General features: G+C 71.6%; 28 protein-coding genes. 12 read left to right on the forward strand and 16 right to left on the reverse strand.

The window, feature by feature from the left end:
- Positions 1-306: 306 nt before the first annotated feature.
- Positions 307-2631 carry a protein translocase subunit SecD gene (secD, locus tag BU198_RS31575; protein WP_188300280.1) on the forward strand — a complete coding sequence of 775 codons (2325 nt, stop codon included), beginning with the start codon at positions 307-309 and terminating at the stop codon, positions 2629-2631.
- Positions 2632-3145: 514 nt separating this feature from the next.
- Positions 3146-3388 carry a hypothetical protein gene (locus BU198_RS31580; RefSeq protein ID WP_188300319.1) on the forward strand — a complete coding sequence of 81 codons (243 nt, stop codon included), beginning with the start codon at positions 3146-3148 and terminating at the stop codon, positions 3386-3388.
- Here BU198_RS31580 and BU198_RS31585 read toward each other — a convergent pair.
- The 4 genes from BU198_RS31585 to BU198_RS31600 form a co-directional block, all read right to left on the reverse strand.
- Positions 3370-3546 carry a hypothetical protein gene (locus tag BU198_RS31585; protein ID WP_188300320.1) on the reverse strand — a complete coding sequence of 59 codons (177 nt, stop codon included), beginning with the start codon at positions 3544-3546 and terminating at the stop codon, positions 3370-3372. The two genes, BU198_RS31580 and BU198_RS31585, sit on opposite strands and share 19 nt — an antisense overlap.
- Positions 3547-3660: 114 nt before the next feature.
- Positions 3661-4248 carry a hypothetical protein gene (locus BU198_RS31590; RefSeq protein ID WP_188300312.1) on the reverse strand — a complete coding sequence of 196 codons (588 nt, stop codon included), beginning with the start codon at positions 4246-4248 and terminating at the stop codon, positions 3661-3663.
- Positions 4249-4515: 267 nt separating this feature from the next.
- Positions 4516-5748: a barstar family protein gene (locus BU198_RS31595; RefSeq protein WP_223245222.1), complete on the reverse strand. Its 1233-nt coding sequence runs from the start codon at positions 5746-5748 to the stop codon at positions 4516-4518.
- Positions 5745-6236: a hypothetical protein gene (locus BU198_RS31600; RefSeq protein ID WP_188300281.1), complete on the reverse strand. Its 492-nt coding sequence runs from the start codon at positions 6234-6236 to the stop codon at positions 5745-5747. Before BU198_RS31600 ends, BU198_RS31595 begins: the two co-directional genes overlap by 4 nt.
- Before the next feature lie 118 nt (positions 6237-6354).
- Between BU198_RS31600 and BU198_RS31605 the strand changes: the two genes are divergently transcribed.
- Together BU198_RS31605 and BU198_RS31610 are read left to right on the forward strand one after the other, a co-directional pair.
- Positions 6355-6516, forward strand: coding sequence for a hypothetical protein (locus tag BU198_RS31605; protein ID WP_188300282.1), 162 nt, complete (start codon positions 6355-6357; stop codon positions 6514-6516).
- Positions 6513-6731: a hypothetical protein gene (locus tag BU198_RS31610; RefSeq protein ID WP_188300283.1), complete on the forward strand. Its 219-nt coding sequence runs from the start codon at positions 6513-6515 to the stop codon at positions 6729-6731. Before BU198_RS31605 ends, BU198_RS31610 begins: the two co-directional genes overlap by 4 nt.
- Positions 6732-6748: 17 nt before the next feature.
- Here the strand turns inward: BU198_RS31610 and BU198_RS31615 are convergent, their stop codons facing one another.
- Complete coding sequence (locus BU198_RS31615) at positions 6749-7342, reverse strand: DinB family protein (protein WP_188300284.1); 594 nt, start codon at positions 7340-7342, stop codon at positions 6749-6751.
- A 572-nt stretch (positions 7343-7914) separates the two neighbouring features.
- Between BU198_RS31615 and BU198_RS31620 the strand changes: the two genes are divergently transcribed.
- Positions 7915-8397, forward strand: coding sequence for a GNAT family N-acetyltransferase (locus BU198_RS31620; protein WP_188300285.1), 483 nt, complete (start codon positions 7915-7917; stop codon positions 8395-8397).
- 47 nt (positions 8398-8444) lie between these two features.
- Here BU198_RS31620 and BU198_RS31625 read toward each other — a convergent pair whose 3' ends face one another.
- Positions 8445-8591 (reverse strand): hypothetical protein, encoded by a 147-nt coding sequence (locus BU198_RS31625; protein ID WP_411293252.1) that lies wholly within the window; start codon positions 8589-8591, stop codon positions 8445-8447.
- A gap of 117 nt (positions 8592-8708) precedes the next feature.
- Positions 8709-9698, reverse strand: coding sequence for an alpha/beta fold hydrolase (locus tag BU198_RS31630; RefSeq protein WP_188300286.1), 990 nt, complete (start codon positions 9696-9698; stop codon positions 8709-8711).
- A gap of 143 nt (positions 9699-9841) precedes the next feature.
- On the opposite strand from BU198_RS31630, the gene BU198_RS31635 reads away from it, so the two are divergent.
- The gene (locus tag BU198_RS31635) at positions 9842-10471 is read left to right on the forward strand and encodes a helix-turn-helix domain-containing protein (protein WP_411293253.1); all 630 of its coding nucleotides are present in this window, start codon (positions 9842-9844) and stop codon (positions 10469-10471) included.
- Positions 10472-10815: 344 nt separating this feature from the next.
- Here BU198_RS31635 and BU198_RS31640 read toward each other — a convergent pair whose 3' ends face one another.
- Positions 10816-11655, reverse strand: coding sequence for a class I SAM-dependent methyltransferase (locus BU198_RS31640; RefSeq protein WP_188300287.1), 840 nt, complete (start codon positions 11653-11655; stop codon positions 10816-10818).
- A 460-nt stretch (positions 11656-12115) separates the two neighbouring features.
- On the opposite strand from BU198_RS31640, the gene BU198_RS31645 reads away from it, so the two are divergent.
- Positions 12116-12646 carry an EF-hand domain-containing protein gene (locus tag BU198_RS31645; protein WP_188300288.1) on the forward strand — a complete coding sequence of 177 codons (531 nt, stop codon included), beginning with the start codon at positions 12116-12118 and terminating at the stop codon, positions 12644-12646.
- Between the two features lie 446 nt (positions 12647-13092).
- Here BU198_RS31645 and BU198_RS43525 read toward each other — a convergent pair whose 3' ends face one another.
- On the reverse strand, positions 13093-13227 hold the full coding sequence (locus BU198_RS43525) for a hypothetical protein (RefSeq protein ID WP_262987085.1): 135 nt from the start codon (positions 13225-13227) through the stop codon (positions 13093-13095).
- 320 nt (positions 13228-13547) lie between these two features.
- Positions 13548-13916, reverse strand: coding sequence for a MerR family transcriptional regulator (locus BU198_RS31655; RefSeq protein WP_188300289.1), 369 nt, complete (start codon positions 13914-13916; stop codon positions 13548-13550).
- A 105-nt stretch (positions 13917-14021) separates the two neighbouring features.
- On the opposite strand from BU198_RS31655, the gene BU198_RS31660 reads away from it, so the two are divergent.
- Positions 14022-14942, forward strand: coding sequence for an NADP-dependent oxidoreductase (locus BU198_RS31660; RefSeq protein ID WP_188300290.1), 921 nt, complete (start codon positions 14022-14024; stop codon positions 14940-14942).
- Here BU198_RS31660 and BU198_RS44350 read toward each other — a convergent pair.
- Positions 14920-15384, reverse strand: coding sequence for a transglycosylase family protein (locus BU198_RS44350; protein ID WP_411293254.1), 465 nt, complete (start codon positions 15382-15384; stop codon positions 14920-14922). The genes BU198_RS31660 and BU198_RS44350 overlap by 23 nt on opposite strands.
- Positions 15385-15482: 98 nt before the next feature.
- Positions 15483-16061 (reverse strand): hypothetical protein, encoded by a 579-nt coding sequence (locus tag BU198_RS31670; RefSeq protein ID WP_188300291.1) that lies wholly within the window; start codon positions 16059-16061, stop codon positions 15483-15485.
- A 360-nt stretch (positions 16062-16421) separates the two neighbouring features.
- Between BU198_RS31670 and BU198_RS31675 the strand changes: the two genes are divergently transcribed.
- From BU198_RS31675 to BU198_RS31690, 4 genes are read left to right on the forward strand one after another with little or no spacing between them, the layout of a single operon-like run.
- Complete coding sequence (locus BU198_RS31675; protein ID WP_188300292.1) at positions 16422-17423, forward strand: ATP-binding cassette domain-containing protein; 1002 nt, start codon at positions 16422-16424, stop codon at positions 17421-17423.
- Positions 17423-18265, forward strand: a complete 843-nt coding sequence (locus BU198_RS31680; protein ID WP_188300293.1) for an ABC transporter permease — start codon at positions 17423-17425, stop codon at positions 18263-18265. Before BU198_RS31675 ends, BU198_RS31680 begins: the two co-directional genes overlap by 1 nt.
- Before the next feature lie 2 nt (positions 18266-18267).
- A complete protein-coding gene (locus BU198_RS31685; protein WP_188300294.1) occupies positions 18268-19113 on the forward strand; it encodes an ABC transporter permease in 846 nt (281 codons plus the stop codon).
- Between the two features lie 11 nt (positions 19114-19124).
- On the forward strand, positions 19125-19850 hold the full coding sequence (locus tag BU198_RS31690) for a glycosyltransferase (protein ID WP_188300295.1): 726 nt from the start codon (positions 19125-19127) through the stop codon (positions 19848-19850).
- 287 nt (positions 19851-20137) lie between these two features.
- Here BU198_RS31690 and BU198_RS31695 read toward each other — a convergent pair whose 3' ends face one another.
- The 4 genes from BU198_RS31695 to BU198_RS31710 all read right to left on the reverse strand — a co-directional run bounded on the left by BU198_RS31695 (position 20138) and on the right by BU198_RS31710 (position 26388).
- Complete coding sequence (locus BU198_RS31695; RefSeq protein WP_188300296.1) at positions 20138-23866, reverse strand: tetratricopeptide repeat protein; 3729 nt, start codon at positions 23864-23866, stop codon at positions 20138-20140.
- Between the two features lie 80 nt (positions 23867-23946).
- Positions 23947-24279 carry a trypco2 family protein gene (locus tag BU198_RS43535; protein ID WP_188300297.1) on the reverse strand — a complete coding sequence of 111 codons (333 nt, stop codon included), beginning with the start codon at positions 24277-24279 and terminating at the stop codon, positions 23947-23949.
- Positions 24280-24646: 367 nt separating this feature from the next.
- Positions 24647-26077, reverse strand: coding sequence for a hypothetical protein (locus BU198_RS31705; protein ID WP_188300298.1), 1431 nt, complete (start codon positions 26075-26077; stop codon positions 24647-24649).
- The gene (locus BU198_RS31710; protein WP_188300299.1) at positions 26077-26388 is read right to left on the reverse strand and encodes a hypothetical protein; all 312 of its coding nucleotides are present in this window, start codon (positions 26386-26388) and stop codon (positions 26077-26079) included. Before BU198_RS31710 ends, BU198_RS31705 begins: the two co-directional genes overlap by 1 nt.
- Positions 26389-26819: the final 431 nt, after the last annotated feature.

A 26819-nucleotide genomic window follows, 5' to 3' on the forward strand; every position in this document is an offset into this window, starting at 1 on the left:
GCCCGGACGGACGCCCCCCGGCCCCGGCCCGGGGTGTACGCCCAGGGGCCGCGCCAGGAGCGGGCGCCGCCGTCCGGCCACTACGACCCCCGCCACACCCGCGGTCCTCCCGCCACCCGGTCCAGCTGACGTCTCACCGCGCCCGCCGACCCGGGTGCCGCGGCCTGTCCGCGGCCCGGACGGGGAGGACTCCGGCCACCGTGCCCGGAGCGTTCCCGGCGGCGCGCCGTCCCCTCGCGTCCGCCCGTCCCGGGTGCGGCGTCCCCCGCGGACGCCCGGCTCCCGCGGACCGCCCGTGGAGTACCCATGCCTACTCGCCGTGCCACGTTCTGGCGCGCGCTCGTCGCGCTCGCCGTCGTCGGTGTCTCGCTCTACGTCGCCCTGACCACCCCGCCCCGCCTCGGCCTCGACCTGCGCGGCGGCACCCGGATCGTCCTGGAGACCCAGGACTCGCCCACCGTCCGCGCCGACGCGGACGCCACCGACCGGGCGCTGGAGGTGCTGCGCCGCCGGGTCGACGGCCTCGGCGTCGCCGAACCCTCGCTCGCCCGCTCCGGGGAGCAGCGCATCGTCGTCGAACTCCCCGGCGTCCAGGACCCCCGCGAGGCCGCCGGGGTCATCGGCCGCACCGCCCAGCTCACCTTCCACCCCGTCACCGCGGCCGCCGACGGCCCGGCCGGACCCCCCGCGGCGGACGGCTCCCGGGTCCTCGCCGACCCTGGCCTGCCCGGCGGCCACCTGCGGCTGGGCCCGCCGGCGCTGACCGGCGACGGCGTCAAGGACGCCTCGGCCGTCCTCGACACCCGGATGGGCCTCGGCTGGAGCATCGACCTCTCCTTCCGCGGCTCGGCCGGCGACGCCTGGGCCCGGCTCACCGGGGAGGCGGCGTGCGCCGCCCCTGCCGACCCCGCCCGCCGGGTCGCCATCGTGCTCGACGACCGCGTCCTGTCCGCCCCCGGAGTCCAGGACAGCGTGCCCTGCGGGCAGGGGATCACCGGCGGTTCGACGCAGATCACCGGCGGCTTCTCCGCCGACGAGGCCCGCGACCTCGCGGCCCTGGTGAAGGGCGGTGCCCTGCCCGTCCCGGTGACGGTGATCGAGCAGAGCACCGTCGGCCCCACCCTCGGCGCCGAGGCCATCCGGGCCAGCGCCCTGGCCGCGGTCATCGGCCTGCTCTGCACCGGGGCCTTCATCATCGCGGTGTACCGCCTGCTCGGGGTGCTGGCCACCGTCGCGCTCGCCCTCTACGGACTGATCTCGTACGCCGCCGTGGTCTCGCTCGGCGCGACGCTCACCCTGCCCGGACTGGCCGGCTTCGTGCTCGCCATCGGCATGGCGGTGGACGCCAACGTGCTCGTCTTCGAACGGGCCAGGGAGGAGTACACCGCGCCCCGGGCGGCCGGCCCCGGCAGGGAGCGCGACCTGCGGCGCCCGCTCCGTGTCGGGTTCGCGAAGGCATGGAGCGCGGTGGCCGACTCCAACGTGACGACGCTGCTCGCCGCCGGACTGCTCTTCGTGTTCGCCACCGGCCCGGTCAAGGGCTTCGGGGTGACGCTCTCGATCGGCGTGCTGGCCTCGATGTTCTCGGCCATGCTGATCACCCGGCTGCTCGCCGAGTGGGCGGTGCGACGGCCGGCCGTCGCCCGGCGGCCCACCCTGACCGGCATGGCCACCGTCGGCCGGCTCCGGACCCGGCTGACCCGGCGGCCGCCCCGGCTGATGCGCCACCGGCGGCGCTGGCTGGGCGCCGGCGCAGGGCTGCTGCTGCTCGCCCTGGCCGGGATCGGCGGGCGCGGCCTGGACTTCGGCGTCGAGTTCACCGGCGGCCGGGTGGCTCAGTACACCGCCGCACAGCGGGTCGACGCGGACGCCGCCCGCGCGGCGGTGGTCGACGCCGGGTTCCCACAGGCCGTGGTGCAGACGACCGGCGACACCGGCGTGTCCGTCCGCACCAAGGAGACCGGCGACGACCAGCAGCAGCGCATCCGGGAGGCACTCACCGACGTCACCGGCGAGCTGTCCGTGGAGCGCGACGAGCTGATCGGGCCGAGCCTCGGCAGCGAGCTGCGGGGCTACGCGCTGGCCGCGCTCGGGCTCGCGGTCGCCGCCCAGCTGCTCTACCTCACGGTCCGCTTCCGGTGGACCTTCGCGGCCGCGGCGGTGATCGCGATGACACAGGACCTGCTGCTCGTCCTCGGCCTCTTCGCCTGGCTGGGCAAGCCGGTGGACAGCGTCTTCCTGGCCGCGCTGCTCACCATCCTCGGGTACTCGGTCAACGACACGGTGGTGGTCCTGGACCGGCTGCGCGAGCTGCGCCGGACCGGGACGAAGGCGAGCTGGGCGGACCTCGCGGACCGCGCCGTGGCACAGACCCTGCCCCGGACGGTGAACACCGGCATGGGGGCGCTGTTCGTCCTGGTCGCCCTGGCGGTCCTCGGCGGCGACTCGCTCGCCGACTTCTCGGTGGCGCTGCTGGCCGGGGTCCTGGTGGGCACGACGTCGACGGTGTTCACCGCGATGCCGGTGGTCGTGCTGCTCCAGGGCCGGTTCCCGGACCGGCCGCGGGAGGCCCGGGCGCCGCATGCCACGGGCGCGGCACGGCCGCGCGACCACAACGGGGCGGTGGTCTGAGCGCCGCTCGCTCCGCTCCCGGAGCCCGGCCGGGGAGCGGTGCCCCGGCCGGCCCAGGTCGCGCGGGACGGGCGGTCGGTGCCTGTGCGCGGTGCGCCTCGGCCCGCCGCTGATCGCCGCGGACCTCCTCGGAGCACCCTGAGGAGCCGTTCCCGGTAGGCCAGGGGACAAGGGAAGGTGAAGCGTGGACCCCCTGGTCGACCGGCCAGGGGGTCCCTGCCGTCGGCGAGCGATCCCCCAGGGGGTCCACATCGTGGGGGCAGGTGGGGGCGGGCGCTCTCCAGGCCCAGCACGGCGTGCACCCGGCCGATCGCCGGTCGGAGGGGCCCCCCTTCAGCAGTGCGCTGAGGGGTAGAAGCGGGCTCCGGCCAGCGGCACCGTTTGCTGTCTGGACGGGTTCGGTGACCTTCTGCTCGACGTCAGCCTCCAGACCGGCTCCCCCCACCGACGCCTGGGCGGCCCGCGGACACGGCAGTCCTACGGAGGCTGCCCGGGAACATGCTTGAATCGCCGGGTGATCGACTGGTCGACTCTCCACGACGCCTACGGCGCGGCACATGGGAGGAGATCAACTTCCGGACTGTCGCCCGCGCGGCGGGCGTCAGTGGCGACCGGGGAGGCCCTCGGCGGCGCCTACTTCTCGTGCCCGGACGGCCTCATCGTCCGCGACGCCGGCATCAGCAAGATGACCCAGGTCCTCGTCGGCCTGGTCGAGGCCGACGATTTCACGCACATCCTTCAACGCATCGACGAATGACCGCAGCCCCCGGTCCACGACGAGCTGATGGCGAGCCGCACCGTCCCATCGCCGAGGTCGACTGCCCGCAGGCTCTCGACACTCGCCGGCGGCCAGCCGTCCTCGTCCACGTTGATCCGGAAGTGGACCTTCACATGGTCGCCGCTGATGTTCGTCACCGCGCCATCATCCAGCCCGAGACGACGACATCTCCACCTGTCGCCCACCCCCGGCTGGCACTGAAGACAGCATGATCAACAACACGTCCGGACTGGAGAGCGAACCGAGGGCGCTCAGGTGAACTCCGGCCGACACCCCTGTCCCGTTCGGTACCGCCGGCGGGGAGCCTCGTCATCCGGGGTGTCAGGGCTGGCGAAGTGGAAGGGGACCGACAGGTGCCCGGCCAGGGTCCGGCCCGCGCGTTCGGCGGCGGCGGCGCACACGAGCTGTCCGCCGCGAGCCACTCCCCCGTCGTCCAGGTAGCGCCTGGCCGTGGTGGAGTGGATGGTGGCCAACGGACGCTCCTGCTCCGGGTCCTCGGTGATCGCCAGCAGGACCGTGAACCAGTCGTGGACGGTGTCGCCGTCCCAGACCGCCTCGATCGCCACGACGCGGCCGGGGCAGCCGGCGACCCGAAATGCCAGGGACTCCAGGTCGAGGGGGCTGTCCGGGCTTCGGGCGATGCGGTCGCCGTGGTGGGTGTAGCGGTCGTTGACGATGTCCTCGGCGATGCGGATGCCGATGCCGGAGGGGACGCGGCCGACATCGACGATGGTCCGCAGCGCGCGGAAGAGGGAGTCCTGGAGGACGTAGCCGTCGATCTCGTCGCGGATCCCCGCAGGCAGGCTCTCCCACCATGCGGCCCGCGCCGCTTCGTCCATCTCCACCGTGCATCCCCCGATTCGCTGCGGACCTTCCCGGCAGGGCAGTGCGCCACGGTACCCGAGGCGGTACGAACGGGCGCCGGATTTTCCTGTCCCCGCCCCCACCCCCGACGCGGGCGCGCTCCAAACCCGACGACCCCGGTGTCGGCCCCGCACGCGCGGGAATGGCTCGCCGAGGTCACCAGCCTGCTCACGCCCGGCAACAGCAGGCGCCGAGGCCCGTTCAGTCTGTTCCTCGGTCGTATTCGCTCGGGCGTCTTCGGCTCACCGGAGCATGACCGTGACGCCGCGCTGTTCGAGGAGTTGCACGATCTCCTCGAAGTAGGAGAGCCGGCCCTGCGGATCCTCCACGACCTCCGCCAGTGCTCGGCGTGCGACCTCGGAATGGTGCCAGGTCAGGGTGAAGGGCGGGGCCACTCCGAATCCACCGGCCAGGCAGTCCTTGAAGGCGCTCCACCCCCGGCCGAAGTAGCGGCCGGGCCCGAGCAGGGCCTCGGCGATCGCGCAGTGCAGGCCAGGAACGTCCGTGACGAACCGGCCGTCGAGATGGTGTTCACCGCCGGAGCGATCCGGCCGGGGCGCGGGCACCCGCCAGGCACGGGTGGTGAGGTCCGACCACGCGGCCCTGCCCCGCGAGTCGTAGGGCGCCCACAGATTGGGTTCTGTCGGCGGGCCCTGGTACCACCTCTCCCAGATCGGGCGGGCTGCCGGCGTCGGCCGGTCGTCGCCACCATCGGTGAGGGTGATGTCGACGAGCGTGTCGCCGAGCACGGACGAGCGCGTTTCGGTGACGGCCAGGCCCACAGTGCGGGAGGCCATCACGGCACCATGGCGATCCAGGACCAGGAGACAGGCCCAGTCCCGCTCCCACCGACGGGGTCGCCGCAGCGCCGCGAGCAGGGGCTCCGCAGGCTCGCAGCCGATCAGCTCCATGGGGACGGGGACCGGGTCCGCTCGCGGCTTGAACAGCCCGTCCACGGCGGAGCACCGGCCTGCACTTGCCGCAGCGACCGTCGTTCCCGCGAAGAGTTCGAAGCGCGGCGCCGCGGGCAGCTCGCAGAAGCTCTCCTCGCTCCTGACGCCGGCGCCGAGCACGATGTCGTACCGTGCCGGATCGGCCGGGTGGGATTGACGGGCCAGCACGACCGCATCGACGAGAGTCCACCACTGCACGGGCTCCTCGTCGTCCCAGACCTCGACGCGCACGTCGCCCAGACCCCGTAGCGGGACGCCGGGCTCGGCCAAGACCTCGTTCAGGAGACCGTCGGGGCTACATCCGCGGAGGGTGAGGACCTCTCGTGGCGGCGGGACCGGGTCGACGAACAATCCTTCAACGCCCGCGCACCTCCCCCAGAGCTGTTCCACACCGTCCTGGTCCTCCTGGACCAGGAGGTACTTCACCGGAAAGCCCCAGTCCCACGTGGTGTGCTCTGCGATGTGCACCCAACCCCCGAACATGTGAGCAGCCTTCACCGCGGTGACGAACCGAAGAGTCAATCCGTGATCGTGCACACCTGGCTGGGTTCCAGATGCAGCTCATACGCGGTGTTGCAGTCGTTGACGAGTGTGCCGACGAGCGCGCCACAGGGGCACTGGCGGTTCATGCCTGCCTGGCCGTGAAGTCCACAGCATCCGCTGCTGTGCCTCAGATGGTCAGTGTCTTCCCGAAGGCCACGGGCGTCGTCGGGGTGCAGGACCACCGTGTTGCGAGTGCCGGCGGACACCAGGAACCCGTCGACATCGTCCGGGTCGCCGAGACAGGGGCCACCGGCGAAGACCGGGCGGGGCTCGGCACAGGGCACGAGCGGTGCACCCCACGGCTCGGGTTCCAGAGAGAAGAAGCCGAGCGGCATGGTCGCGGTGGCACGACGTGATCCGTCGGCTTTGGGGTAGCCCTGGTCTCCTGGACGCGCGGGCACCTCGGGCAGCTCAGTCAGCGGTCCGGTGATGGCAGACCCGCAGGCCGAGCACACAAACACAGTCACTCTGTGTTCTTAGCACCCGGCCGATCGCTTACCAAACGGATTATCGAATGGGTGCGGTTCGATTCGAGGGACGGTGCTGGTCGGTTGACTGCACCAACGCGTCGATCGACTCGACTCGGTGGCGGCAGTTCTGGAGCATCCGGGCACGGTGCATCAGCGCAAAGTCGCCCTGGCTGGGTCGGCTCATCTGGAGTTCGTCTCCGGTGTGGTCCAGCTGCGCCCCGAGGACACGATGCTCGATGCGATGCCGGCGGGGCCAGCAGAGGGCACCGGGGCTTGAGGACGAAACGGTCGAGGACCGGGAACGGCTCATCCGCCGGCTCCACGATCCGCGACTCCCAGGGCATCGTCCGCCTGTTCAGCGAGTTCGTCATCGACAGCCGGTACGACTGGGTGCCCGCCTGCGAGGAAGCCTTCGGCGTCTTCCCCGTGGCGATCCGCTACGGGTTGAACACCATCCCGCACCTGCGGAATCACGAGAGCCACCAAGACTGACACCTCCCCAAACGACCTCAGCGCTGCTTGGCCTGGGCCTCCTTGGCGGACACCTCCAGCCGGTTCCAGTAATCCTGGTACCAGGCCTCGTCGCCACCATCCATGTTGCTGTTGTCCTCGCGCATACCGACCGTGCCGTCGATCAGCTCGCGGACGATGTCGGCCTGGCCGGCGTGCCGGTTCGTCTCGGCCGTCATGTGCAGCATGACCAGCTGAAGCGTCACGTCCCCGTTGTCTCCCCACCACGCGACGTGGCCCATCGCGTCGAGCGGCAGCGCCTCGATCGTCGCGTCCGCGTGCGCCCAGGCGCGGCGGTAGAGGCCGAGAACATCCTCGCGCGACTCGTCGGCGGGTGCCCACATGTCCGAGTTGGGCTCGGCGCCCTCGTCGTACCAGGGGAGGGGTTCGTCGTGCGGACAGCCGAAGGCCGGGCCGAAGTACCCGAGTTCGATGCTGGCGAGGTGTTTGACGAGGCCGAGGAGGTTGGTGCCGGTCGGCGTCAGGGGGCGACGGATGTCGTACTCGGACAGCCCGTCCAGCTTCCAGACAACGGCCTTGCGGGCTTCCTTGAGGTACCGGTGCAGGTTGTGCTTGGGATCATTGGACTTCATGGGACCGAGTCTCGCACCGTCTGCCGACAGTCATCGCGTGAGTTCGCCGGCCGCCCAGGATGCGTCAGTCGGCGACTGGGCCGTCTGCACCGCGGACCGACCGTCCAGGGAGTCTGGATGCGGCAGGCATTCGGCCGGTTCCAATACCCGACCCCACCATCAGCGGTCTTCGGCGACGACATGGTCCGGCACTACCAGGAGTTCCTCGACCGTCGCCGGGCCCAACGGCCCGAGAGCGAGTACCGCAGGCCGACCGAGACCGAGTGGAGCGAGTTCAACGAGCACTTCGACAAGCGGCGGGTCGAACTCGGCTCCTGCGGACGGCCCTACGGCACACCCCGCACTCACGCCGGCCTCTCCCTCGGCTCAGCGCGTCGTTCCGACAGGCGGCGGCAGGCGGACCCGAAAAGGTCTGCGCCCGTCGCAGGACGTCACTATCCTGCTGGGCATGGAATGCTTCGCCTCCCGGCGCACGCGCTGCTGAGGGCTCACTCGCCGCCCACCTTCGCCGCGAGCGAGCCCGTCGATGCCTGTTCCTCCGGTTGTCGGCTCCTCAGCGAGAGGCGCATTTCGTGATCATCCGCAGCTTCGAGCCGCGTGACCTTCCACGGCTGACCGAGCTCACCATCGAGACCTTCGGGCCGTTCTACGAGGACTCCTTCCGACCGCTGGTCGGCGAGGTCGTCTTCACCCGGCAGCACGGCCAGTGGCGCGAGGACTACCACACTCTCCTCACCACGCTGCACACCCCGGAGCACAACAAGCACGCCGCCGTCGCGGACCTCGACGGACAGATCGCGGGCTACGTGGGCTGGGAGATCGACCCCGCCCGCGAGCACGGAACCATCGGCATCCTCGCCGTCGACGCGCACCACCGTCGTGACCACCTGGCAACCGAGCTGTGCGAGCACGCCTTCGGCCACATGCGTGCCCACGGAGCTGTGTACGCCGAAATCGGGACCGGCGGCGACGAGTTCCACGCCCCGGCCAGAGCACTGTACGAAAGCCTCGGGTGCGTCAAGCTGCCCGTGGCCGTGTACTTCCGCGAACTGTAGCCCCGTGACCGGAACGCCGGCCGTGCCCTCAGGACATGGCCGGCGTTTCAGGGCACCCGCGGCGGGTCGAGGGCGAGGCCGGTCCCGGCGAGGAAACCGTCCAGGACGGCTGGTCGGTACTGTCGGCGCTTGAGCCGGTCGCGTACCAGGGCTTCGAGCCGGTCGAGGGCAACGGAGGCGGGCGGAGGTTCCACCGCCCTGCTCGCGCCGGGGGACGCGCGGCGCTGGGCGGACGTGAGGTTCGGGCGCTGCTCCGGGGTGTGTCGGCTGTGGATCTCCTGCGACGGTGCCCGGAGGGCACGCCCGAGGGTTCAGCCCTGGAGGGAGGCGAGCCAGGAGGTCAGGAGGCGGTTTACCTCCTCGGGACGCTCCTGCTGGATCCAGTGTCCGCAGCCGTCCAGGATGTTGCTGGAGGCCAGGCCGGGGAGGGTGGTTGGGTAGGCGTCGATCGCGTCGGCCATCCAGGTCGTGGAGGCGTCCAGGGCGCCGCCGATGAACAGGGACGGCTGCTTGATCGGGGCGCCGGCGTACGGGGCGAGATCCTCCCAGTCGCGGTCCATGTTGCGGTAGCGGTTGAGGGCTCCGGTCATGCCGGTGCGCTCGAACTCCGCGGCGTAGACGTCGAGGTCGTCCTCGGTCAGCCAGGCGGGCAGCTTGCCGCTGGGGAAGCGGTCGCGCAGCCGGCCGCCGGTGCGGGCCACGAAGTGGGGGTCGGGCTCGCTCCGGGCGGGCATGGTGTCGGCGGACATGGCCGCGTAGAAGCCCGCGAGCCAGCCCCGCAGGTCGGGCTCCATCTCGGCTTCGGCCCGGCCGGGCTCCTGGAAGTAGGAGACGTAGAGCTCCTGGTCGCCGCCCATCTGCGCGAAGACGTCGGTGGGGCGGGGGCCGCCGGGTGGCGCGTAGGGGACGCTCAGCAGTGCGACGGCACGGAAGACCTCGGGGTGCAGCAGGGCGGAGGCCGCGGCGATGCTGGAGCCCCAGTCGTGCCCGACGATCACCGCCCTCTCCTCGCCCAGGGCACGTACCAGGGCGACGTTGTCCGCCACCAGGTCGAGCATCCGGTAGGCGTCGGTCGCGGCCGGCTTGGAGGAGCGGCCGTAGCCGCGCACGTCGAGCGCAGCGGCCCGGTACCCCGCCGCCGCGAGGGCCGGGAGCTGGCGGCGCCATGAGTACCAGGACTCGGGGAAGCCGTGGACGAGCAGGACCAGCGGTCCGGTGCCCTGTTCGACGAGGTGCAGGCGCCCGGCGGGTGCCTCGATGGTGCGGTGGCGCAGGTCGGCGGACGGCATGGGCGGGTGCATGGCATCTCCTCGGTTCACGGGCGGCCGCGGTTACCCACTGATCTTGTGGCGGGACGGCATCCCGACGCGAGCACCGTTGCCATTCTGGCAAGCTGGCAGGACAGGGCGGTGGAGGCCGCGCGGCTGGAGAGAGCGGGGCGACGGTGACGGACGACGGCACAGCCGACACGCTGGCGGCCATGGGCCCCCGGCTGCGGACCGCGCGCGAGCAGCGCGGCGCCACGCTCACCGACGTCAGCCGCACGACCGGCATCTCGCCGAGCACGCTGTCGCGGATCGAGACCGGTCGGCGCAAGCCGACCCTGGAGGTGCTGCTGCAGCTCGCGAAGGCGTACGGCATCTCCCTGGACGAGCTGGCCGGCACCGCACCCGTCACCGCGCCCGGACCGCGCATCCGGACACCGCAGGGTCCCGGCGGCGACAAGGTGGTGCTGCCGTTGACCCGGTACGTGGGGGGCCTGCACGCCCACAAGCACGTCCTGCCCGCCGTCGACGCGCCGCCGGCGCGGCCGCGGCAGGTCTCCCACGACGGGTACGAATGGCTGTGCGTCCTGTACGGGCGGCTGTGGCTGGCGCTCGGCGAGCAGGACCTCGTCCTGAGCGCCGGGGAGACGGCTGAGTTCGACACCCGCACCGCCCACGGAGTCGCGAATGCCGAACCCGGCGGACCGGTCGAATACCTGATCATGTTCGGGCCGCAGGGAGAGCGCCTACGACCGCGCACCCGCGCATCCGGATCACGCCGCGGGCCCGGACCGCGCCGGTCCGGATAGAACCGATGATTGGCAGCACGACCTCCCAGTGCCGCTCGACCCGCTCCAGGCTGACCTTGGTCCCGAAACAGCACCCAGGTGTTCTCGAAACCCGGCGACATCGCTCTCCCGTGGCACGGGGTGCTCTCGCCGCTCAGCAACAGTGCTCTCACGACTCCCGTATGAAGCCAGCTCGAAGTAGGTCGTTGGCCGCCCCGGTCTGGGCGGGAATGGCGGCGCGGCCGGCCTCGCGCGGCTCCTGAAGGTCGGGAACGGGGAACGGCCCTTCTCCCGGCCTGTCCGCGAGCCGGTGCGGGCGCCCGCGAGGCGGGCAGCCCGCCGTCGGCCGGTGGACCGTTGCCTCCTCAGTTCGCGGGTCGGTGTCCGGAGGTGGCGACGACGGCGATGGGGAAGGAGAGGTGGCCGGGGTCATCGATCTCCTCCAGGCCGGCGTGCACGTCGGCCTCGCTGAGCAGTCCGGTGCTGACGAGTCGGGGGGCGACCGCCTGAATGGTCAGCCGGGAGAACTCGGCGATCGGTGATCCGGCGTGGAAGGCGGGAAGGTCCGCTTCGGACCGTACCTTCTCGTAGCCGGTGTCGCGCATGGCGGCCGCCACCCGCACACCCCAGGTGTCGTCCATTCCGAAGGATGTGGCGAGGGAAGCCCACCAGGCATCGATGACCCGCCTGAGCGGGGAGGACGCGGGCAGTCCGTGACGAGGGAAGTGGACGAGGTCCTCCACCAGGAGCACCCCGCCCGGGGCCAGCCATGGCAGCATCCGCTGGATGATCCGCTCGCGTTGAGGCAGGTGCATGAGCACGGCGCGCGCGTGGATCAGCTGGAAGGCCCCCTCCGGGAAGGCGTCCTCCGTGACGTCGTGCACCAGCACCGTGAGGTTGGCCGGCACCGGTTCCCGGACCAGTGCCACGTCCAGGTCGGTCGCGGTGACACGCCCCCGGTGACAACGCGCGGCCATCCAGTGGGCGACGGTGCCGGCGCCGGCGCCGATCTCCAGACAGGACCAGTCGGGCGCGATCTCGGCGGCTTCCAGCCGTCGCCGGGTCTGCGGGTCGAAGGCGCGGCTCAGGGCGTCGAGGCGGGCCCTTTCCTCGGGGCGCCGGTGCGTCAGCACGTCGGTGTAGAGCTCGCGAGCTGCGCCGGGCCCGGCCGCGCCCGTGTCGGGAGTACGTGAATGGTTCGTCATGCGCGGTTCCACTTCGTTGTTCTTCGTCACCGGAGCGCACTTGCTCCGGGCATGGGCCGAATCGTAGGAACGGCGGATCGTGTCGCAACGCCTCCGCGGCCCCAATCCGCTGAAACGTGTTTGCAAGGCATTGCCAGGTTGACGGGGGCAACGGCGCACGCGTGCGGAGATCCGGGCGTGGGTGAAGGAGCATTCCGGCCGGAGTGTCGGCTGGGCACCCGGTGGCGTTCCGGCTGTCCTGCCTGATCAGGGCGTGGTGGGGCCGGTCGTCGCCCCCGTCCGGGCTCCTCCGTCCGCCACAGTGCCTGGCGACGGAGCGCCGTCACGTCATCTCATCCCACGAATTCGCTCGCATGGGTGACGTGACGTCACTTCGCCCGGTGGCCGGTCAGGTGACCACAAGAATGTGAGACCCGGCCGGGACGGTCCCGTTCCGGGTGACCCTTGAGGGAGACAGACCTTGCGAGACGAAGCCGTTCGACGTGCCGCGCTGATCTTCAAGCTGTTCGACGCCAACGGGAACGGAGTGCTCGATCCCCAGGACTTCGGCCTGGTCGCCGACCGGGTGCTGGTCGTCGCCACCGACTCGGCGCAGGAGGACAGGCAGACGTTCGCGGGCAGCATGCACCAGTGGTGGGACGTGCTGGCGGGGGCGTTGGACGCCGACAACGACGGCCTGATCAGCCCGCAGGAGTTCGAGGCGTTCGTGCTCGACCCCGAGCGCTTCGCGCCGACCGCGGATCTCTTCGCCAACGCGCTCGCCACGCTCGGCGACCCCGACAACGACGGTCTGATCGAGCGGACCCGCTTCCTCGACCTGATGATCGCATGGGGCTTCGACGCCCCCAACATCCACGCGCTGTTCGACGCGTTCGAACCGGATGCCGCCGACCGGATCACGGTGACCGCCTGGGCCGACGGCATCCGCGACTACTACACGCCCGGCCTGGCCGGCATCCCCGGCGACCGCCTGGTCTCACTGCCGGTCTGACCCGGCCACCGCACGGGAGGGCGGACCGGCGGACCGCACCGTCCGAAGCCGACTGCCGTCCGGCACGGCGGGACCATGCCGCCTCCCAGCCCGGCCCTGCCCAGGCCGCCGCCCTCAGCCCCGCGTCGTCGCCGAGACCCTTCTCGGCCTGACCCGGGCGCGCCCCTTAACGCCGGACCGGCCCCGCACAGCCTCACGCGGCAGGTGACCGACCTCGACCGGCTCAAGCACGCCGCCCGCCAGGGCACAGGCCGCACTGGTGCCCCCCCGGAACCAACGGCATGTCCTGGCGGGCCTTCCGCCAGGACATGCCCGGCCCCTGGCCAGGCTCCACGCCCGGCTCACCGACCACACCGGTCAGCCGCGCCCGGTCCGCGAGGTCACCTTCGACGCCTCGGCAGGCCCCGCCTCGCGCAACCGCCGCAGCACCGTGCGTGCCATGTCGGTCACCGGCTCCAGGGCAGATCCCGGACCGCATCCCCGACCCGGCCCGCCTTCACCGGCCCGGCCGCCCCGTCCACCGCCTCGACCAGGATCGAACCCCCGCCGTCCAACGGCACCCGCGCCAACTTCTGCCCCACGTCGCCCCTCCCTCGACGCCGCCCCGCGGCGAACACAGCCACACCGTACTGGTATCGGCACGCAGCGAAGCGACGAACTCCCCGACGGGCAAGGCAGATCAGGCTGTTCTCCGATCAACTGCCCGTACAGCGACGCGACTACCGCGCTGGGGGAGGCGCGAGGCCGCCCCCGGGAAACGCGGTAGCGTCACCGGATCCGGCGGAGCCGCCATCCGCTTCTCCGCCTGACCGCCAGACGTGCCTCAGCCTCCCGTGACCGTGCGGCGATCGTGTCGGCCGCCGGCGGCAGTGCGCAGTGGGGGCCGCCGGTCGAGGGTGCCTCACTCCGGGTGGTGGGTGCACTCGGGCGGAGGGTTACGGGTGTTGGCGATCACCGTGTCGAGTCGGTCGCGTGCCGCGGCGAGGTCGGTGATCCGTTCGCTGATCCGGGCGCGTTCGGCCTCCAAGTGGTCCAGGAGCCCCGGCGCCGCTGTGCCGGAGTCCACACAGGGCAGCACCTCGCGAACGGACCTGCTCGGCAGCCCCGCGGCGAACAGTTGCTGGATCAGCCTCACCCGGGCCACCGCCGAGTCCGGGTAATGGCGCTGCCCTCCGGCGCTCCGTTCGGCCGGCAGCAGATCCTGCTCTTCGTAGTACCGCAGAGCCCTGACACTCACCCCGGCCTGCCGGGCCACCTCACCGATACGCACGGGGCCTCCGATTCACTCGCCCGACTTGCACCTGACGCCGACGTCAGGTTTTAGCGTAACCGGCGTCAAGGCGTACCAGGCCATGGGGATGGAAGGCGGAACACAATGCGCGCAGCTCGCTACCACGAGTACGGCGGCACGGAGACCCTCACGGTCGAGGAGGCACCGGACCCGCAGCCCGGCGCCGGAGAGATCCGCATTCGCGTCGCGGCAGCCAGTGTCAACCCCGTCGACTGGAAGGTGCGCAGCGGAGAGGTCCGTGACGTGCTCCCCGTGGACCTGCCGGCTGTCCCCGGCCGTGACGCGGTCGGCCTGGTCGACAGGATCGGGGAGGGCGTGGAGGGGGTGGGCGTCGGCGACCGGGTCTTCGGGCTGGGCGGCGTCACGGGAGCGACGGCGGAGCTGGCCGTGCTCTCGGCCTGGGCCCCCGCGCCCGACGCGTGGAACGATGCCCAGGCGGGCGGGGCCGGCCTGGTGGCCGTGACGGCATTGGGAGGGCTCAGGGCGCTCGGCCCGCTGGCCGGGCGCACCGTGCTGGTCGAAGGCGCCGCCGGCGGTGTCGGCGGTGCGGCGGTCGAGATCGCGGTCGCCATGGGGGCCACCGTGATCGGGACGGCCAGTGAGCGCAGCCACGCGTTCCTCTCCTCCCTCGGAGCCCTTCCCACCACCTACGGCACGGGCCTTGCCGAACGCCTCGCCGACCTGGCCCCCGACGGGATCGATCTCGTGCTCGATGCGGCCGGCTCCGGCTCCCTCACGGACCTCGTCAGGATCGCCGGAAGCCCGGCCCGCGTCGTGACAGTCGCCGACTACCGGAATGCCGGTCGCCTGGGCGTCCACCTGGCCAACGCGGCGAACGACCCCGCGCTCCTCATCGAGGCTGCCTGCTTCGGCGCGCAAGGCCGTTACACGCCGCGCATCGAACAGACCTACCCCCTGGAAGAGATCGCGCAGGCCCACGCCCACTCCGAGCGTGGACGCGTCCGGGGAAAGATCGTGACCCTCATCCAGGGTCACCTTCGCTGACCGCAGGCTCCGTGCACCGGGTGAGCCCCGTTGACTTGGTCCACACGTACGGGCCCCCACCGTGCGGCCAGGGCTCGCCGGTGGGCCACAGCAGCGGCCCGCCGACGGAACTGTCGTGGGGTGACGGCGGTCCGGGGTGCGGATACAACCGGGTAGCCGTGCCTTCCAGGGGGCCAGTTGAGGGAACAGCGCGGTGACGTCGAGCGGCCGCGGTGGGGTGGCCTGCCCCGCCAACTGCCCGGGAACTGGAGCACAGAACGCCGTCGAGGTCGTTGCCGGTATTGATCGACCGGTTCCCACCGCTCTCGCATGCGGAGACCTTGTCCCAGGTGGCCGCGGAGGCCGCGGAAGCCTCGCCGGCATCGAGCACGCTCGTGGCGCAGGCGAGGAGTCCGGCGGTGATGCGCACTGTGAACACGGAGTTCTGCCCTCGTCGTCCCATGTCCTCTCGAGCACCGAGTCGGGGAGGTGTCCGCGGCGCCGGGCCGCCCGCCACGAGCGCGCGAGGCGCGCCTCCGGTGGGGTCCGCCCCGTTGCGGCCTACGGTTCACAGTGGCTTTCCCTGATGTGCCGCAGCTCGGCCAGGCTGCGTGTGGCCTCACGCAGCCTGGCCCGCCGCAGCTCGGTGGCGTCGGGAACCGCTGTGCCACGGAGCGTCTTGTTCTCGATGCCGGCGCCCAGTTGGCCCCACAGCTCGGCCACGATCGCCACCAGGACGTGAATCAGCTCCTCCGACTCCGCGACGCCTGCCTCGGCCAGCTGCTGGGCGTGCCTGGCCCGGTCGAGCGCCTGCTGCACCATCGACCGTTCCGCCGCCGGTGACGGGTACGCCGCAGCCGCCTGGACTGCCTGTTCGTGCAGGTGGCCGGCCTGGGTGAGCAGCTCCTTCCGGGCAGACGGGTCCTTCGTGAGGTCATGGACCAACTGCTGGAGCAGGTCCCAGGGAATGTCCTTCCCCGCGGAGCGGTACTCGCTCCACCTGGTCCTGCCCGCCGGATACCGCTGGGCGAGTTCACGGACGGTGAGTCCGGAGGTCAACTGGCGCACGAACTGGGCCAGCGCGTCGGCCTGCTCGGTCTCTCCCTTGAGTCGCCCCTGGGGGCGGCCGGTGCTTCCCACTCTTCGCTCCCGTCTGTCCGCGGCCAAGTCGGGTTGTCCGCAGTTCACTTGGGACTCAGCCGATTTTTGTAGACGGACAATTAAGCATGGGCAACTCTGGGATCTCCACCTGGTCTTCGGACAACTTGCCGGAGTTCTTCACGGAGAGCGCTGCACCCGCTGGCGAAGGGCCCGTCGAACCGCTCACAGGGGACCTCATCGCTGCGGTCGTCTCCACGCGTGCCCGCCTCGGTCCGGCGGGCACCTTCGCCATGGAATACGGCACCCGCCTGGGATACGAGCCCGGCTGCCGGGGATGGCCCGCGACCGACCGGAACGTCCCTCCCGTTCGGCCGTCCGTTGTCAAAGGAAGGGTGTCGTGTGTCGCTGATCGAAGTGGCGGGCCTGGTCAAGGAGTTCCGGAGGCCCAAGAGGATCGACGGGCCGTTCGGCGGCCTGCGGACCCTGCTCACCCGCCAGTACACGAGCAAGCTCGCCGTCGACGGCATCGACTTCTCAATCGGTGAAGGGGAGTTGGTCGGGTACCTGGGGCCCAATGGCGCCGGCAAGTCGACGACCGTCAAGATGCTCGCCGGGATTCTGCGGCCCACCGCGGGGCGCGTGGAGGTCGCCGGGGTCGTTCCCTGGCGCGAGCGCGAGCGGCACGCCCGCAACATCGGCGTCGTCTTCGGCCAGCGCAGCCAGCTGTGGTGGGACCTTCCGCTGCGGGACTCCCTGGAGACGGTGGGCAGGCTCTACGGAGTGGAGCGAACCCGCTACCGGCGGAACATCACCCACTTCACGGACATGCTGATGCTGGGACCGTTCCTGGACACGCCGGTGCGTCAGCTGTCCCTCGGGCAGCGCATGCGCGGAGACCTCGCCGCCGCGATGTTGCCCGAGCCGCGGATCCTCTTCCTCGACGAACCCACCATCGGGCTGGACATCATCGCCAGGGAGCGCATGCGCGAGTTCATCGCCACCCAGAACCGGGTGCACGGCACCAGCGTGGTCCTGACCACCCACGACCTCGGCGACGTCGAGCGGCTGTGCACCCGGATCATCCTCATCGACGGAGGCCGGGTGCTCTACGACGGCGCCGTCGACGAGCTCAAGACACAGTTCGCGCCGCACCGGGAACTGGTGTTCCACCTCGCCGAAGGCACCACGTGGCAGGGCGTCGACCTGCCCGGCGTCGAGTGCGTGCGGTCCGGTGCCGCCGAACCCGGGGTCGTCTCACTCCGCTTCGCTCCGAAGGAGACCCAGAGCCCGGAGATCATCGCCGCCGTACTGGCCCGGCACCGCGTCACGGACCTGTCGATCACCGAGTCGGCCCTCGAAGGTGTCATCCACCGGATCTACTCCGGAAGCGAGGACGGGTGATGAGGCCCTCGGCCCGGCTGGGACCGCGCCAGCGCCTGGCGGCGTACACCGCCCTGGCCCGTGTCCAGGCGCGCAGCCAGTACGCCTACCGGAGCGACGTCCTCTTCGGCCTGGCGGGCCTGCTGCTCCAGATCTACATGCTTCGCCTGGTGTGGACCGCCGTCTACCCCCGCTCGGGAAGCGCGGCTGTGGAGGGGGGACACGAGATCACCCTCGCCACCCAGATCACCTACGTCGTCCTGGCCTCGGTGCAGTCCTGGCTCACGGATTCCGGGGGACTGTCGACGCTCCAACTGCGGGTGCGGGAGGGCGTCGTGGCCCTCGATCTCGCCCGCCCCGTCCGCTTCACCTCCCAGATGATCGCCGCCCGGGCCGGCAGCACCCTCGCCATGGTCCCGTTCGTGGCCGTCGCGCTGGTCTTCTCCGTGCTGGCGGGCGGCGCGCAGGCCCCCGCCTCCGCCACGGCGATGCTCGCCTACGTCGTCAGCCTGGTTCCCGCCTACAGCAGCGCCCTCCTGCTGGGCGTGATCGTCAGCATGATCTCGTTCTGGACCCTGGAGCTGGACGGGGTCTACTCCGTCTACCTGATGACGGCGCGCTTCTTCTCCGGGGCCCTGGTGCCGTTGTGGTTCATGCCCGACTGGCTGGCCGACGTGACCCGCCTGCTGCCCTTCCAGACCATGGTCTACATCCCCACCGCCCTGTACCTCGGCCAGATGCACGGGACCCGCGACATCCTGCAGGCACTGGCCGTCCAGTGCGCCTGGGCCATCGCGCTGTGGCTGGTCCTGAGGCTGGTGTGGCTCAGGGCCCTGCGCCGCGTCGTCGTGCAGGGGGGATGACCATGACGCCCCCGGGAGACTCCGCGCCCTGTTCCGCCGCCCGTCCTGTCCCACGCCTGCTCGCGTTCCGGTTGCTGCTGCACGTGGCCCTGAAGGCCCAGCTCCAGTACCGCGGAAACCTCCTGGTCGGCTGCGTCGGCGGGGCCGCCTTCCAAGGAGTGGGTCTCGTCTTCATCTGGGTCGTCTCCACCCGTTTCGGGACGGTCGGCGGATGGTCCATGGCGGAGATCTGCCTGCTGTACGGCATGCGCCTGACATCGCACGGCCTCTGGGTGGTACCGGGCAACCAGCTCTTCTATCTCGACCTCACCATTCGCACCGGCGAGTTCGACCGCTATCTGGTCCGCCCCACCGGGGTCCTGCTGCAACTGCTCTGCCGACAGGCGCACCTGCCCGCGGTCGGTGACCTGCTGACCGGGGCCGCCATCCTCGCCGGCGCCGTCTGGAACCTCGACTCGCTGCACTCGGCGACGGCCCTCCTCTACCTCGTGCCGGCCCTGGTGGGTGGCGCGATGGTCGAGGGCGCCGTCCAGATCGGCATCAGCGCGCTGTCCTTCCGAACCCTTTCCAACCGCTCCCTGCGTTCGGTGGTCGACAACGTCATGAACACCTTCGGGGGCTACCCGCTCACGGTCTTCCCCGGGCCCACCCGCTTCGTACTCACCTTCCTCGTGCCTGTCGCCTTCGTGGCCTACCTGCCGGCGACCGCTTTGCTCGGCAGGGCCGGTGACCTCCATGTCCCGCTCTGGCTCGTCCTGGCCTCGCCGTGCGCCGGGCCGCTGCTGCTGTGGCTCGCGCTGGTGTTCTGGCGGTCGCAGGCCGCCTTGTACTCCAGTTCCGGGACATGAGGATCCTGCAAGTGCACGCCGCCCCGCGGGCGTTCCCGTCGGGGCGGACGAAACGCGCCGTCCTTCCGGTCGGGCGCGAATTCTCCGGAAACAGAAGAGAGGACCATCACGTGTCGATACCCCGGGTTTTCCACCAGGTCTGGATGGGCGGTCCGATGCCGGAGCGGTTCCGCGCCTACTCCCGCAGTTGGCAGCACCATCACCCCGACTGGGAGTACCGGCTGTGGACCGAGGACGACCTCGACCCCTCCCGTTCCGGCTTCCTCACCAATGGTGACGCGTTCCTCGCGCTGGACAGCTGGTCGGAGAAGTCCGACGTGGCACGGTACGAGATCCTGCTGCGCCACGGCGGCATCTACATCGACACCGACTTCGAGTGTCTGCGTCCCCTGGACCGTCTCCTCGGGGAACTGGATGTCTTCGCCGCCAGTGAGGACGGCGTACACGTGTCGACGGGCATCATGGGTGCGGTGCCCGACCACCCGTTCATGGCCGCCTGTGTGCAGGAACTGCCCCTCCGGGTAAAAGAGTTCGCCGATGCGAATGCGGCGTTGAAGACCGGTCCCGGACTGGCCACCACCGTCTACAAGCGGCTGTCGGAGGAGGCCGGCCGATCGGCGATCACGGTTTTCCCGAGCGAACTGTTCTATCCGTACGGATTCAACGAGAAACACCGGGCGGGCGAGGAGTTCCCCGACGCCTACGGCGTCCACCACTGGGCCGCCAGCTGGATGTAGCGAACCGGCGTGGCCCGAAGCCAGGGGACTGCGGAGGGCACCTCCGTGGGCATCTCCGCAGCCGGCGCCGCGCCATGGGAGACGTGGCCTCACCACGTGGCCGGATCACGTGGCCGGATCACGCGGCCAGGCCGCCGAGCCCGACGACGCCCAGGAGATCCGGGCGATCACCGAGCGAGGCACATCAGGTGCCGGCCGCCGCAGGGTACGCAGGACCGGCGGGGAGCGTCATTCCGACCATGTGATGCTCCCCCGCCGGAGCTTGCGGCGGTAGCCGCCTCACCCGGCTACGGTTCGAGGCCTTCGAGCCAGGCGACCACGGTCAGGGACCGTTGCAGGTGCGGGTCGAAGGCCTTCGGGTTCGCGTCGACCAGGGTGCGGTAGTGGCGGACGGCTTCCTCGATGGTGGTCAGGCCTTCGGCCCGCCGGCCTGCCTCGCCCAACCGGAGCGCCAGGTTGTTGAGGGCGCCGGCGAGGGCGGGCAGGTGTGCGCCGGGGTTGGCCCTGGTGAGGGTACGGCGGATGGCGACGGCTTCCTCGCTGGCGGCCAGGCCTTCGGCCGTCCGGCCCACTTCGCTGAGACCGCTGGAGAGGTTGTTGAGGGAACCGGCGAGGTCAGGCAGGTGGGCGTCGGGGTTCGCCTGGACGAGGGTGCGGTCGATGGTGACGGCTTCCTGAATGGTGGTCAGGCCCTCCGCCCGACGGCCCGCCTCGCCCAACCGGACCGCCAGGTTGTTGAGGGTGGCGGCGAGGTTGGGCAGGTGGGCGTGAGGGTCGGCATGGGTGAGGGTGCGGTAGTGGCCGGCGGCTTCCTGGGTGGCGGCCAGGCCCTCCGCCTGTCGGCCTGCCTCGCCCAACCGGTTGGCGAGGTTGTTGAGGGCCATCGCGAGGTCGGGCACATGGGCGTCCGGATTGGCTCGGGCGAGAGCGCGGTAGTGGCCGACGGCTTCCTGGATGGCGGTCAGGCCTTCGGTCCGCCGGCCTGCCTGGCCCAGCCGGATGGAGAGGTTGTTGAGGGCGCTGGCGAGGTCGGGCAGGTACGCGTCGGGGTTGGCCCTGCTGAGGGTGCGGCGGATGGCGACGGCTTCTTCGCTGGCGAGCAGGCCTTCGGCCCGCCGGCCCACTTCGCTGAGCCGGTTGGAGAGGTTGTTGAGGGCCGTGGCGAGGTCGGGCAGGTAGGCGTCGGGATTGGCTCGGGCGAGGGCGCGGTAGTGCCCGACGGCTTCCTGGATCACGGCGGGACCTTCCACCCACCGGCCCACTTCGCTGAGCAGGTTGGAAAGGTTGTTGAGGGAACTGGCGAGGTCGGGCAGGTAGGCGTCGGGGTTCGCGTCGGCCAGGGCACGGCGGATGGCGACGGCTTCCTGGATCACGGCCAGACCCTCCGCCCGCCGGCCCGCCTCGCTCAGCCAGTTGGCGAGGTTGTTGAGGGCCATCGCGAGGTCGGGCAGGTGGGCATCGGAGTCAGCCCTGGCGAGAACGCGGTAGTGGCCGACAGCTTCCTGGATGGCGGCCAGGCCTTCGGCCCGCCGACCCGCCTCACCCAGCCGGAGGGAGAAGTTGTTGAGGGCCCTGGCGAGGTCGGGCAGGTGGGCGTCCGGGTCGGCCCTGGCGAGAACGCGGTAGTGGCCGACAGCTTCCTGAATCGCAGCCAGACCCTCCGCCCACCGGCCCATCTCGCCCAGCCGGTGGGAGAGATTGTTGAGGGCCCTGGCGAGGTCGGGCAGGTGGGCATCGGAGTCAGCCCTGGCGAGAACGCGGTAGTGGCCGACAGCTTCCTGGATGGCGGCCAGGCCTTCGGCCCGCCGACCCGCCTCACCCAGCCGGACGGCGAGGTTGTTGAGGGCCCTGGCGAGGTCGGGCAGGTAGGCGTCCGGGTCGGCCCTGGCGAGGGCGCGGTAGTGGCCGGTGATGACGAGGGTGAGGCGGGCGGCGGTGGCGGCAAGACGATGGCTGGTCTGGGGGAAGAGGCCATTGAGGGCGTTGAGGGTGTGGAAGGGGACATCGGGGTGGGTGATGACGGTGTCGAGGGCGGCGATGAGGGGCCGGGGATGGTCGGTGCGGGTGGCGACGGCGATGGCGTGCGGGGCGATCTGCCGGTAGTGGCGGATGCAGAGGTCGGTGAGGTGGCGGTCGAGCCGGCGGAGGACGGGGTGGGCGGCTGCGCGGCTGTAGACCGTGAGGAGCTGATCGGTCTGGGTGTCGTCGGCGCCGTTGAGGAGGTGGTCGGCGAGGGTAGGGTCGGCTTCGAGGGCGCGTCCGATGTGGCGTTCGGCGAGACGGTCGGGCTGGAAGGCACCCCAGGGAGGTCCGCCGGAGGCGGGGACGGGGACGGGGACGGGGTAGAGCGAAGCGAGCCAGGCGGTGACCTGGTTGCGGCGGTCGCGGCTCTGGCCTTCGAGGACGGGCAGCCGTCGCCACAGCCGGTCGGCCTGTTCGCTGTCGGCGGCGCCCGCGAGATGGGCGGCGGCGAGCGCAGTCTCCAGGGTCGCGAGCCTGAGGGCGGGGGCGGTGGCGGTGGCGAGGACGGTCTGCCGCCAGTGGCGGCGTTCGTGGACGAGGAGGCGGTCCTCGACGAGGTCGGCCTCCTGGCCGACGGCACCTCGATCCGCGGGCCGGGCCTGTCCCGGACTGCGGGGCGAGGTGCCGTCGAGGAGGTCGGCGAGGGCGGTCATGTGGAGGGTGAGGGCGTTTCCGTAGGCGCTGTGGTCGAGCCGCGGCGGCTGCAGTGCGCGGGCGAGGGCGGGCCAGTCGTGGGCGGGCAGGCCGTCGACGTGCGAAAGGGCGTCGGCGAGGGCGCGGGTGGCGTCGTGGTAGCGGTGGTCGCGGTCGGCGGGGGTGTCGTCGAGGGGGGTGAGGAGGCGGGTGCGGGCAGTGGCGAGGAAATCCTCGGCGAGGCTGGTGGCGGTGGTGGCCTGTTGCCACCAGTCGCCGTCGGTGCGGGCGAGTAGCAGGAGTTTCAGCGGGGTGGTGGCGGGGTGGTCGGCGGCGGCTTCGACCAGGGCGGCGATCTGGTCGGTGCGGCTCTCGGCGTAGTCGAGGACGATCAGCAGCGGCCTGGCGGCGTGACGCAGTTCCCGTAGTTGTTCCGGGCCGGCGGTGGTGCGCGGCCACAGGACGGCCCAGCCGTCGGCGGCGAGCTGGTCGGCGAGGTGGTGGGCGAGGCGGGTCTTGCCCTGACCGCCCGGGCCGTGCAGGAGCCAGGCACCGAACCCGCCGAGCCGGCACCAGGCGGCCAGTTCGGCGAGGAGTTCGTGGCGGCCGTGGAAGGGGACGATCTGGTGGCGGGCCTGGAGGAGGGCCGCGGGTGAAGGCAGCAGCTGGGTGCGGTCGGGGTCCTGGGCCCGGTCGGCGAGGTCCTGGAACTCGGCGGCCCGCAGACCGCCACTCGGTCCGACATCCCACTCCGCGAGGGCGGCGCGGAACGCCGGGTCGTGGTGGAGGACGTAGGCGGGAACCGCGTTCAGGCGGGCGTGGCCGGAGTGCGCGCGGTCTGCGGCGACGACACCGGTCAGGAACCGGTCGCAGAACACCGCCGCCCCGGAGAGTCCGGCGAACGGCGAGGTGCCGTCGGCCCGCCACCCGGGCGGGGGCCGGTCGAGGTCGATGACGTGCTGGTTGCCGACGAAGCCGGTGCCGGGGTTGAGCCGGCCGCGCAGCTGCTCGGCCTCCACCGCCCGGCCCGTCCGCTGGGCGACCTCGGGGATGCCCCAGGTCTCGCACGGGATCGCGGGGCGTTCGGTGACGGCTCGGCCCCACCGCACCGGGGAGGTCGGCGGCTGCCAGTGCACGCTGTCATGGACGAGGACCAGTGCCGCGTCGTCGCGCCCGCCCGGAGTGCCGGACCACACCACCCGGCCCTGCGCGGTGCCGCTGCCGCCTGGGTGGAACACCTTCACCCGGGTGCCGACGGGGCCGGCGACGTGGGCGGAGGTGAGCACCAGGCGGCCGCCGACCGCGTACCCGGAGCCGCGTCCGCCCGGCCCGTTCACCCCGGCCAGCCGTGCCCGCTCCATCCAAGCCCCCTACCGCTCACCCCCGCATACCACCACCTGGCCGCGGCCGGATCCTGTGGCGCCGGCAGCGGGCCCGGCTCTCAGCCGTCGATGCGCCCGGTGCTGTCGCCGGGGCCCTCCGGAACCGGCACGGTGGAACTGACCAGGAGGTCACCACCGTCCGGACGCCTGGGGGTGAGGGTGAAGGACACCCGGTGGGTGCGGGCGCGGGAGACGCCGGCCTCGGTCTCGGCTCCGACGGCCCACAGCTTGAAGCCTGCCTTGGCCTTGGCGTCGGCGCGCAGCTCGACCTCGAACTCCATCTCCACCGGCCCCACCGTGAACACCACACCGGGATCGTTTCCGACCCGGGCCGCCGCTTCCAGCAGCTCGTCGCGCACCGCAGCCACCGCGTCCGCCAGCGGAACATCCATCAGGCCCCACCCCACAGTTCTGACGGTCCGTCATGTCATGCGAACACCGTAGAGCCGGGGCGGGAGCCCGCGCAGGCGAAAGGCGACTTCACCCACCTGGACGCCCACCACCCCGACCGCACCGTGGTCCACGGCACGCACCACTCGCATGGCGCGGCGGGCCGCCGGTCGGCCCGTGCCGGGCTGCGGGGTGGATCAGCTCGCGTCCGATGGCGTCGCGCTCACCGGGCCGCTCGCACCTGTTCCCGGGGCCCGGGAACAGGTGCGAGCGCGCGGGGGCGGGGTTGAAACTGCCTCCGGGCGCACCGGCCCGCCCCGTCGTGACCTCTGAGGTTTCGGGTGTGGCTCATTCCGCGGGGCAGGCGCGCTACCGGCGGCCGACGATCGCTTCGGCGGCCGTGTGGCGGGAGGACGGGTCGTCGGGGCCGCCCCGTGTGCCGGCCACGATCGAGTCGGGGGTGAAGTTCCACCCGGGGTTCCTCGTGCTGTCCAGGGGCGTGCGGGCGACGAGGTATCCGGATCCGTCCGGGGTGGCGGCGACCTCGCTCAGGGTGGCGTTCCCGTCCCGGTGGGAGACCCGCAGACCGTTGTACGTGCCGTGGATGGCGGCGCCGGCGTCGCGCAGCGGGCTGAGTGACGCACCGGGGGTCAGGTACGGGTCGCCGGGCGGGCCGAGGCTGGTGAAGACGATGCTCGCCGTCGGCTTCGTCGGGTCCGCCTTCCCGGCCGCGACGGCCAGGGCGCGCGCGGCGGCGGCGTCCGCGGGGAGGGTTCCCACCGCCGGGTTGGGCGGTACGTAGGCGGCGATGTGGGTGGCGGTGTCCGGGTTGCCATAGGCGAGGACGGCGCCCGGTGTGTGGGACACCTTGCGTGGGTCGTCCATGCTGAGCAAGAGCTGGGGCGGGGCGCCGGGGGTGTCGATCTGCTTCTGCAGGGCGTCGAGGCCGTCGAGGTTCGTCTGGGAGACGGTCTGCGAGCGGTAGGGGTCGGTGAGGTCCTGGGTCATCTGGGCGCGCAGCTGGGGCAGCCAGGCCCGGTTGGCCTGGTCCCGTGTCTCGACGGGCAGGCCGTCGAGGGCGCCGACCCGGTCGGGGTGGTCCTGGAGGAGTTGCTCGCGGGTGGTCTCGGGGAGCGAGTCCCACCACTTCCGGTTGCTGTCGGGGGTTGCGGCGGTGTCTCCCATGCTGCGGTTCACCGCCTGGTCGAGTTCGGCGGCGGACTTGGTGGCCTCGGCGACCTTCGCCGGGTCGTAGTCCCCGTCGCTCTTGGCGATGTAGTCGAAGCCGGCCAGGGCCTGGGCGAGGCGCTCGTCGATGCCACGGGCGTCGGTGCACAGGGCGTCGACGGCCGTCACGAGGCGGTCGCGGACGGCCTCCACTTCCTTGCGCCACTCGGGGTCGTTGCGGGAGCGCTGGTCCGGCGGCAGGACCCGCACCACCGGTGCGGTGTTCACGTCGGCGGCGACGATCTCCAGGCAGTTGCCGGTCGCGTACGTGACAAGCTCCTGCTGGCGTGCCCGCAGAAGGAGGATGCTGTCGACGCCGTCGGTCAGCATCCGGCGCAGGTCCTCGATGAACTGGTCGATCAGCAGCAGCTGGTTGGCGCGGTCCTGGAGTGCGGTGGTGGTCGCGTCCGAGGCCTGGCCGTGCCAGGAGGAGTCGGCCAGGTTGCGCTGCATCGTCTGCCAGGCGGTGATCCGCTGCTTGAACCTGCCCTCGAAGGTCCCCAGGACCTGGACGGCCGTCCTGAGCGTGCCGACGTCGGCTTCCTTGATCATGCCCCAGTAGTGCGGTGCCATCAGCCCTGCTCCCCTGCCCCGCTCCGCGTCCCCGCCCCGCCCACCGTCGAGGCGGCGCCGGCGTCCGCGCCCTCATAGGTCCTGGCCATGATCGACAGGTTGCCGGCCGCCTCCTCCAGCCTGTTGGTGGTGATACGGCCGATGTGCCGACCGAGGTCGTGCACGGCGGCCTTGGCCGGGCCTTCGAACATCCAGTTCGCCAGGCCCAGGACCGGCGGCACCTGACCGAACGCCTGCGCCCAGTCCTGACTGATGTCCTTCGCCACGGCGTAGCCGGCCGTCGACGCGTCCCGCAGGTCCTGCGGATTCACCCGGAAACCTGGCATTCCCTCAACCCCCTTGTCCCCCACGGCCACACGGGTCGCGTAACCGCACCGCTGCTCAGCGTAAACGACGAGCCCGAAGTCGCTGATGCGGGACCGGCGAATTTCTGCCTGTTCCAGTGCGACGCAGGTCGGCGGCGGGGCAGCACGCCCAGGAGGGTTGCGGTCAGGGCCGGCTTCGAGTATTCCTTCAGCTCCAAGTGGCAACGAGGTCAAGGGTCACCCCCGGCTGGTCGCCTCCAGCCCGCAGTCCTACGAGGCAGCCGTCCAGCAGCGGCTGTGGGCCGTCAGCGCCGGCAAGCGATGTGAGTGAGATCGGCCCAATTGCTCACACCGACCCACCCCCCGCCCCGGCACGACGTGCTGGTCCTCCGCGCAGCTGACCGGACCACACTCAAGAGGGACAGAAAGGGGCGGAA

The sequence above is a fragment of the Streptomyces sp. CBMA156 genome, assembly GCF_014596515.1.
Lineage (GTDB): Bacteria > Actinomycetota > Actinomycetes > Streptomycetales > Streptomycetaceae > Kitasatospora.

Coding starts and splice junctions, on each gene's coding strand:
- BU198_RS31660 (WP_188300290.1), top strand. CDS start 14,022: ATGCGCGCAGCTCGCTACCACGAGTACGGCGGCACGGAGACCCTCACG.
- secD (WP_188300280.1), top strand. CDS start 307: ATGCCTACTCGCCGTGCCACGTTCTGGCGCGCGCTCGTCGCGCTCGCC.
- BU198_RS31705 (WP_188300298.1), bottom strand. CDS start 26,077: ATGGCACCGCACTACTGGGGCATGATCAAGGAAGCCGACGTCGGCACG.
- BU198_RS31630 (WP_188300286.1), bottom strand. CDS start 9,698: ATGCACCCGCCCATGCCGTCCGCCGACCTGCGCCACCGCACCATCGAG.
- BU198_RS31685 (WP_188300294.1), top strand. CDS start 18,268: ATGACGCCCCCGGGAGACTCCGCGCCCTGTTCCGCCGCCCGTCCTGTC.
- BU198_RS31695 (WP_188300296.1), bottom strand. CDS start 23,866: ATGGAGCGGGCACGGCTGGCCGGGGTGAACGGGCCGGGCGGACGCGGC.
- BU198_RS31615 (WP_188300284.1), bottom strand. CDS start 7,342: ATGAAGTCCAATGATCCCAAGCACAACCTGCACCGGTACCTCAAGGAA.
- BU198_RS31640 (WP_188300287.1), bottom strand. CDS start 11,655: ATGACGAACCATTCACGTACTCCCGACACGGGCGCGGCCGGGCCCGGC.
- BU198_RS44350 (WP_411293254.1), bottom strand. CDS start 15,384: ATGGGACGACGAGGGCAGAACTCCGTGTTCACAGTGCGCATCACCGCC.
- BU198_RS31590 (WP_188300312.1), bottom strand. CDS start 4,248: ATGGACGAAGCGGCGCGGGCCGCATGGTGGGAGAGCCTGCCTGCGGGG.
- BU198_RS43535 (WP_188300297.1), bottom strand. CDS start 24,279: ATGGATGTTCCGCTGGCGGACGCGGTGGCTGCGGTGCGCGACGAGCTG.
- BU198_RS31680 (WP_188300293.1), top strand. CDS start 17,423: ATGAGGCCCTCGGCCCGGCTGGGACCGCGCCAGCGCCTGGCGGCGTAC.